The 7,669-nt window shown below is 56.1% G+C and carries 5 protein-coding genes; 1 reads left to right on the plus strand and 4 read right to left on the minus strand.

Going from position 1 to position 7,669, the window contains the following annotated elements; all coding sequences use genetic code 11:
• Window positions 1–475 precede the first annotated feature (475 nt).
• The 4 genes from ACR0DU_RS21225 to ACR0DU_RS21240 form a co-directional block, all read right to left on the minus strand.
• Window positions 476–1,624 carry a porin gene (locus ACR0DU_RS21225; RefSeq protein WP_480877300.1) on the minus strand — a complete coding sequence of 383 codons (1,149 nt, stop codon included), beginning with the start codon at window positions 1,622–1,624 and terminating at the stop codon, window positions 476–478.
• 274 nt (window positions 1,625–1,898) lie between these two features.
• On the minus strand, window positions 1,899–2,948 hold the full coding sequence (locus tag ACR0DU_RS21230) for a mechanosensitive ion channel family protein (RefSeq protein WP_480877303.1): 1,050 nt from the start codon (window positions 2,946–2,948) through the stop codon (window positions 1,899–1,901).
• Between the two features lie 71 nt (window positions 2,949–3,019).
• Window positions 3,020–3,571 carry a hypothetical protein gene (locus ACR0DU_RS21235; protein WP_480877306.1) on the minus strand — a complete coding sequence of 184 codons (552 nt, stop codon included), beginning with the start codon at window positions 3,569–3,571 and terminating at the stop codon, window positions 3,020–3,022.
• 96 nt (window positions 3,572–3,667) lie between these two features.
• Entirely contained in the window at window positions 3,668–6,169 is a 2,502-nt protein-coding gene (locus ACR0DU_RS21240; protein WP_480877309.1) for an arylsulfatase, read from the minus strand.
• Window positions 6,170–6,347: 178 nt separating this feature from the next.
• On the opposite strand from ACR0DU_RS21240, the gene ACR0DU_RS21245 reads away from it, so the two are divergent.
• Window positions 6,348–7,346 (plus strand): helix-turn-helix domain-containing protein, encoded by a 999-nt coding sequence (locus ACR0DU_RS21245; RefSeq protein WP_480877311.1) that lies wholly within the window; start codon window positions 6,348–6,350, stop codon window positions 7,344–7,346.
• Window positions 7,347–7,669 lie beyond the last annotated feature (323 nt).

Below are 7,669 nucleotides of genomic sequence, written 5' to 3' on the forward strand. Positions count from 1 at the left end.
AAAGTGGCCCAAAATCCGGCTGCCTCCACAAAATCGACTGAAACATCCTCATCGTCGAGAAACCAAACGAGTTTCCACACACCCTCAGCCCGAGGCAGTCATCGTTATTTTTCGCTGCGTGCGCACGCAGCATGAAAATCGCTGCATGTGCTTAGTTCGTGACGCCGCGTGGCGGCAGAAAAACCGGCCTTTCCTCCACGACGCAGCGACGTTTGTCAGGGCAACTCACAGGTCGCGGGACAGAACAGCCAGTCAGTCTTGGTGCTTGAGAGGCTGATATCTGCGGTTCGCGGTCTTGGTGCAAAGACCCTAGGTTTGCATCTGCTGAAAACGAGATCATCGAAAAACCTAAGCAACGGTTGCTCAAACACCGATCGACCAGGTGAAAGAAACGGTTGACCGAGACAAACCCATACCGGCAGCGATCCAGCATTGGCGTTTCCATGACGCCGCCGGTAGTGCAGAGGTGGGAACCTTACCATGTAAATCGGATACCGGCGGCAAACACCTTAACGTCCTGGTACTGCCTCACGGTTCCGTCAATCTGGTACGTGCGATAGGTTGCGTAGATCTGGGCTTGATTGGCATCAATGTCCTGTACCAACGCAATTCCCCATGAGTCCGAACCACTTGCCCCCGTGGTTGGGTTGGAACTGTCATAGTAGTCAGCGGAAAGCGCGGTGCCGCCCCATTTGAGAATATCCCGGATGATGCCGAGTTTGCCGTAAGCATAACTGCCGTCGTCGCTGTTGGCGCCTGCGGCAAATGCCAGATTCAACCCGGTTTGATCATCGATCATTGCCACTGAGCCTGACAGAAAATCGGGCGACTCGTCGTTGAATGCATAACCGATCCCTGTTTTGACACGAAACTGGCGCCACTGTGTTTCGTAACGCAATGCGGCATCGGCATAGATGTTGTCATTGTTGTCTTGAAGCACCTCTTTGCCTAAAGAAACCGACCAAGATAACCCATTGCTGGCAAGGCTGTCATAGCGCGCTCGAAATCGCCTGGAAGCTTCAAAGGTTGGAAAGAAAGTTTCCAGTCCCTGGGAACTGATCGTGCCATCCGTAAAGACCGCATTTTCGCCAGATGCGGAGTCTCCAACGCTGTTGGTCGCCGTAACCGTGGTGTTTGAAAAATCGAAGCCGGTGATGCCGTCAGCCGCCATGTTTCCCTGACCGAAGGAAAAATACCCAACACTTGGCACTGATAAGCGTATTTCGGCCTTGCGAAGCAGGGTTCGGTTCCAATCCGTGGTCTCCTCGGGTGGCCCAATGCCAAACAAGCTATCATAATCCGTGCGGCGCAGCCCGGTCTCGATGTTGGCGAAAACCCCAGTCCCGTTGTTCAGGTCTGTCTCCAGCCGCAAACCCAAGCGCCCAGGAGAATTCGCGTTGTCCCGGACGGATGTGATGGTGTCAAACCCATCGTCATAGTTCAGATACATCAGATTGAGTTGACCGTAGAACGACAGAAGTGTGTTCTCAGACAACTGCCAGTTGAAGAGGTTTTCGAATCGGCTGTGGCGTTTCTTGATCCGAGCGCGCCAGCTTTCCGACCAGTTTTGCGCCCAGTCATTCGCGTCCTGATGGACCTCATGTACATCTTGGGGCTGGGCCAAAACTACAATCGGATTGAACGCCATCGCTCCGGCCAGTAAAGCGGCCCGCAAAGCATTTGAAAACTCCCTGTGCTTTTGCTTTCCGCAAACCTGTTCCAGGCAGATCAGAGGCTCCTCAACATACCTTTTTCCTAGATCCATGGTCGGGGTGACTGAGCGCTGATAGCGCCTGCATTGCTCCGTACCGGCGTCCTCCCATCGAAATCCATGTGGTCGTGCGCGATTCCGGTATGGATAGCCGAGATTTTCTGCAAAAGACGCCATGATGGGTAATCTAGCTGGCGACACTATCGTCTGCTTCCACTTCGGCTGCCGCTAGCAATCTTTCCTGGGTGTCTGCATCATCCTGGGCCTCGACCGCGACTGAACGGCGTGCGAAATCGATACCGTTTTCCGCCAGTGCTTCCTGCAACCTTTTGTAGATTTCACGCCGGGCGAGGAACTGCTCCCCCGGGACCGAGGTAAACTTGACCCGCACTGTCAGGCCAAACAGGTCAATGTCGTAGATGCCCTGAAACTTCAGCGGCTCAATGAAGCTAGGCCCGTAGTCCGGGTGCTGCATCAATTCGGCGGACACTTTTTTCACGATCTTCTTGACCTTCATCACATCGGTATCGTGCGGCAGATGAAAGATCAGCTTGGTGATGACCCAGTCGCGGCTCAAGTTCGACACGGCGTCAATCGCACCATAGGGTAGCGTTTGCAGTGCGCCTCGATGGTGCCTGATCTGCATGGAGCGGAGCGAAATGTGCTCGACCGTTCCACGCCTTTCACCGATCTCGACGTACTCACCGATGCGGAAGGCATCGTCGAACACGAAAAAAATGCCAGCCAGAATGTCTTTCAGCAGGCTTTGCGCCCCCATACCAAGAACGATGCCAACTATTCCGGCCCCTGCAAGCATCGGCGCAATCTTGACGCCAAGTTCGGCGAGCGCGAACAACCCCGCGACAACGACTGTGAAGGTAATCAGAATAGCCCGTATCAGCGGTATGACACTCAATGCGCGCGGCGATCGCACATGCTCGCTATGAATATCTGTCCGCATGTCGAACTGGGACAAAAGATAGCGCCTGAGTACGGCCAGCAATCCGAGCGACAGCAAACTGCCGCTCAGAAGTAGCAGGAGCACCTTGGTGGTGGGTGTGATCTGCTTGGTTTCGCTATGCAGAAGGACGCCACCCAATGTCACTTCCGCGATGACGAGAACGACCGAGCCCAGCCCGACAATCCACCAATATAGGTGTTTGGGGAGGGTCACGTCCTTGGTCTCCTTGGCCCAAAAGTTGGTCGCCTGTTTGCAGCGACGTATGGGACTATGCATGTCGCCATCATGCTTGGGTCTCCGTAAGTCTATCCGCCTGCATGGTCACCGGGTCAATTCCAGGTTTTCCTTTATCGAATGACCGCCCGACGATATGCACGCCGCCGCACGCCAGCCATTGAAACCGGAGTGCGGGGCATTCCGATCACGTCAATGAACAAGGACGTATTCCCACCCAGCACGGGCATCGTTCCCGACAGGATTTTGGCAACTGTATAGTGAAGGTCGTTTCCGCTCAGGACCGGGCGCTTCAGTTCCACCACAACCTGATGAAGGGTATCCCCTTCGAGGATGGACAGATCGGCATTTGGCGGATCAGACAGGAAGCTGTCCTGACCTTCGCCCCAGAACGGAACGAAGCGTTCGGTTGTCATATTGCCTGCGATGCGGTCAGGGCGATCCGAGAAAAACAATGTGACCGGACTGACACCACGTAGGGTGAGACGGTTATCGCCGGCCGCATAGGCCATGCCCTGTGCGGTTTGGACGAACAGGAAATCGGCATTTGCAGCGTCTTCGGCGGAGACATTCGTCGCCGAGGCAGCGGCGATCATCGCGGCGCCACCGGCGCATAGTTGGCGACGGGTGAGAGTATGGCGAAGGTCTGAGCGAAACTTGGTCATGTCATTCTTTCGGCAGGTTGAGAGTAGTCAGTTTTTCATTTTTTGGTTTTCAGATTGAACTCGCGGGCCGGTGCCAACGCTCCGGCCCACGTTGGTTTAGTCGCTTGCGCGCAGCATCGCGTCTTCAAGACGTTTCTTGTCGGCTTCACTCAGCTTGGGACGGTCAATTTTGAGCGTCAGTTTGTCGAGCTTTGCGGTCAGCTTGAACGGCGGCAGGTAGTCTGCGTCATAAACACCCGTCAGCGTATCCTGCCCGATATCAAAGGACTCGTCCCATTGCAGGATGACGGGGATGGTGTGCTTCATCTTCTTGGTGGCCACGACCTTGCCATCGACCGACAGCGTGCCGGTGCCGCCCTTACCCATGCCACTGGTGCTGCCATAGGCCATGGTGCCAGCACCTAGACCGTCATATTCGAAGTCGAATACCACTGTGTGCTTGCCGGGGCTCAGAGCCTCGTCACCTTGCCACTGGATGCGCTCGAGGTTGAGCATGTTCCAGGTGAAGGTCGGCTTGCCATCTTTGAGATAGAACCCATAGCCCGCAAACCGGCCGCCCGAGGTCACGATCATGCCCTCGGCTCCACCTTCAGGCACCTCAATATCGGCGGTAAAGATGTAGGAACTGTTCAGGATGCTGGGTGAATCCCCCTGCGGCAGACCGATCATCGGCTTGGTATAGACAAAGGTGTCACGACCAGCCGTCACGCTGGGGCGCGGCTTGGCTAGACGCGAAGTAACCGAGGCATCCATAGGGAACACCTGATACTTCTTGGCTTCTTCTATGAAGATCGCTTTCAGCTCCTTGACCTTCTCGGGGTGATCCTTGGCAATGTTGTTGCGCTGGTTCATGTCCTTGGTCAGGTCATACAGTTCAAGCACCTGGTTGTTGAGCGGGTCGGGGTTCGGCGTGCCAGGGGTTTCCCATGGCATCCGGTTGACCTCGGTGCTCAAAAGCCAGCCTTCGTGGTAGAGCGCCCACTGGCCCATCATCTCGAAATACTGGGTCTTGTGACGGCTCGGCACATCGGCATTGGCCTTGTCAAAGGTATAGGCAAAGCTGGTGCCTTCGAGCGGCGATTGCTTAATGCCGTCCACGATCTCGGGCTGCGAGATGCCCGCGACTTCGAGAATGGTCGGCACGACGTCAATCACGTGCATGAACTGGTCACGACTTCCGCCCTTGTCGGTGATACCCTTGGGCCACGCGACAACCATATTCTGACGAATCCCGCCTAGACGGTTGGCGTTCTGCTTGAAGTAGTCGAACGGCGTGTCAAAGGCCCAGGACCAGCCGGCAGACATGTGGTTATAAGTCTCTTCCGTGCCCCAGCTGTCATACCAATGCATTTGGGTTTCAATCGGCATCTCGGCGACACCGTTGAACCAGGCCACTTCGTTAGGAGTACCCACGGGCCCACCTTCGGCCGAGGTACCATTGTCACCGTTGATATAGATCACCAGCGTGTTTTCCAACTCGCCCAGCGAGTCAATCGCATCAATCACGCGGCCGATCTCGTGGTCGTTATAGGCCGCATAGGCCGCGAAGACCTCGACCTGGCGGATGAACAACTTTTTCGCGTCATCCGAAAGCTTGTCCCACGGTTTCAGCTTGTCAGCAGGCCATGGCGCGAGGGTGGCGTCCTGTGGCACCAGACCCATCTTCTTCTGGTTTTCAAAGATGGTTTCGCGCAAGGCTTCATAGCCGTTGTCAAACAGATTCATCGCCTCGATCTTTTCCACCCATTCCTTGGTCGGGTGGTGCGGCGCATGGGTGGCACCGGGGGCGTATTTCACGAAGAATGGCTTTTCAGGGGCGATTTGGTGCAGCTCGGTGATCCAGTTGATCGCCTCGTCCGCCATGCCGGTGATTAGGTTCCACTCCGGATCCCCTGCAAATGGATAGATCTGGGTGGTGTTGCGGAACAGGTTCGGCTGCCACTGGTTGGCGTCGCCGCCCACGAAACCGTAAAAGTATTCAAAGCCGAGCCCGGTGGGCCACTGGTCGAACGGCCCTGACTGGCTGGCCTGGAAGGCCGGCACATTGTGGTCCTTGCCGAACCAAGAGGTGTTATAGCCGTTCTCAAGCAGAATCCGGCCCACCGTGGCCTTGTCCTCGGTAATGATCGAGTTGTAGCCGGGAAAACCCGTCGATTGCTCGGAAATCACACCGAAGCCCACCGAATGATGGTTGCGCCCGGTGATGAGCGCGGCACGCGTAGGCGAACACAGCGCGGTGGAATGGATGTTGGTATAGCTCAGCCCCTCGGCGGCCAGCTCATCCATCGTTTCGGTCGGGATCACCCCGCCGAAGGTGCTGGGCACGCCGAAGCCGGCATCGTCGGTGATGATCAAAAGCACGTTGGGAGCGCCCTCGGGCGGCACCACGCTGGGCGGCCAGAATTCGGTGGATTTGAGCACCTGCTCCTCGATTTTGCCACCGAACTTGGCGGGCGGCGGGGGCAATTGCTTGCCGTCGATTGTGGTGGTCGCACCTGGCGACCCAGGCGACACGTCTGATAATCCGGGTGTTGCCGATTGCATCAGCAGTACGCCCCCGGAAAACGCGGCGGTCAGAATGGAAGTTCTATAACCCATCGAGTTTCTCCTGTGTTTACCTCCGGTCCTGCGGCCGGTGTGAATGGAAGTTGCGCGCCGAAAATTGCGCGAAAGCACCTTGCAGGACTTGATACTGATCAATGTTTCCCACAGGATTTGACTTCACAGGCCAAATTGCGAGTCCGGTAGAGACGCCCAAATGCCACAATCCGTTCCCTTGATCCGCGCGGCCTCTATCGCGCCGATGCGGCGCTGGGTGACCCAGAGCGGCCATGCGCTCGCGCCATTTCTTGAAACAGCGGGCTTGTCCTGGGTCCCGGACGACGATCCATACCTCCCAATCCCTCTTCGGGGGGTTGTGACACTGTTGGTGGAGATCTCTCGGAAAAACGGCTTGGATGCGCCGTACAGAATGGCGAAAGGGCGGGGTGGATACGAAATTGGACTGATTGGAGCGGCGGCGCTTTGCGGTCCAACGGTGCGCGAAGGATTTCAACGTCTTGCGCGCACGATGCCATTCCATTGCACCCATGAAATGTTCGTCGTGCTGGAAGAGGATGACGGCCTGCACATTCGGGACGGGTGGGCATTGGACATTGGTGACACCGAAGTTCTGCATTTCGTCCAGCAATATGTTGCCGCCTTGGTGGACATGATCTGCAGTGTCGCGTCTAGATCGTCGCTCAGTTCGGATCGTGTCGAAATCGTGCCACATCCCTCGGCAGGCCTCGCGCATTTACGACCCTGGCTGGGAGAAAAGGTGCACGCCGCCAAAGACCGTGCGCTCGACGTGGTCGTGAGCAATGAAGTCGCAGCAAAGCAGTTCACGGATGCCGTGCAAAAAAAAGCACTCTTGCAAGTCGCGACTGATGCAAAACGCCTTCGGCAGGGAAACAGCCTGACTGAGGATGTGGCCACACTTGTTTCAAGCATGTTGCCCCTTACCCCTCCGCTCCTGGACCAGGTGGCCGCCGCGGCTGGCGTCAGCGGCAGAACGCTCAGGCGGCACCTCCGGGAGGAAGGCACGAGTTTCGCCGATATCGTCGAGCGAACAAGAGTGCGGATCGCGGTGGAACGGTTGCAGAGAGAACCCGAAACGCCACTTGGAGAAATTGCTGCCGAATTGGGGTACTCCGATCAATCAACGTTGACGAGGATGGTCAAACGGTGGACGGGTCACACACCGAGCCAGTTCAGAAAAAAATTTGCTGATTAGAGATCGTACCGACACTTCAAGGGTCTTTCTGTGATCGAAATTGCACCATGTCATTGTTAGCCCGAAGAATTCTGCGATGAAGATGCCCGCATTCTTGACGGGTTAACTTGGCTTGACCAAGGAGGCTGAGGATCGCCATGAGTGAATTGTTTTCGGTAGATGACTATTCAGCATTTTGAGTCCGCTTGCAGCGCTTCACGCCTGTTCGTTCGTGATGTAGCAATAGACATTATGGGCTGAGGGTGTGTGGAAACTCGTTTGGTTTCTCGACGATGAGGATGTTTCAGTCGATTTTGTGGAGGCAGCCGGATTTTGGGCCACTT

Source organism: Ruegeria sp. G2, from assembly GCF_056533505.1.

Coding starts and splice junctions, on each gene's coding strand:
- ACR0DU_RS21230 (WP_480877303.1), bottom strand. CDS start 2,948: ATGCATAGTCCCATACGTCGCTGCAAACAGGCGACCAACTTTTGGGCC.
- ACR0DU_RS21235 (WP_480877306.1), bottom strand. CDS start 3,571: ATGACCAAGTTTCGCTCAGACCTTCGCCATACTCTCACCCGTCGCCAA.
- ACR0DU_RS21240 (WP_480877309.1), bottom strand. CDS start 6,169: ATGGGTTATAGAACTTCCATTCTGACCGCCGCGTTTTCCGGGGGCGTA.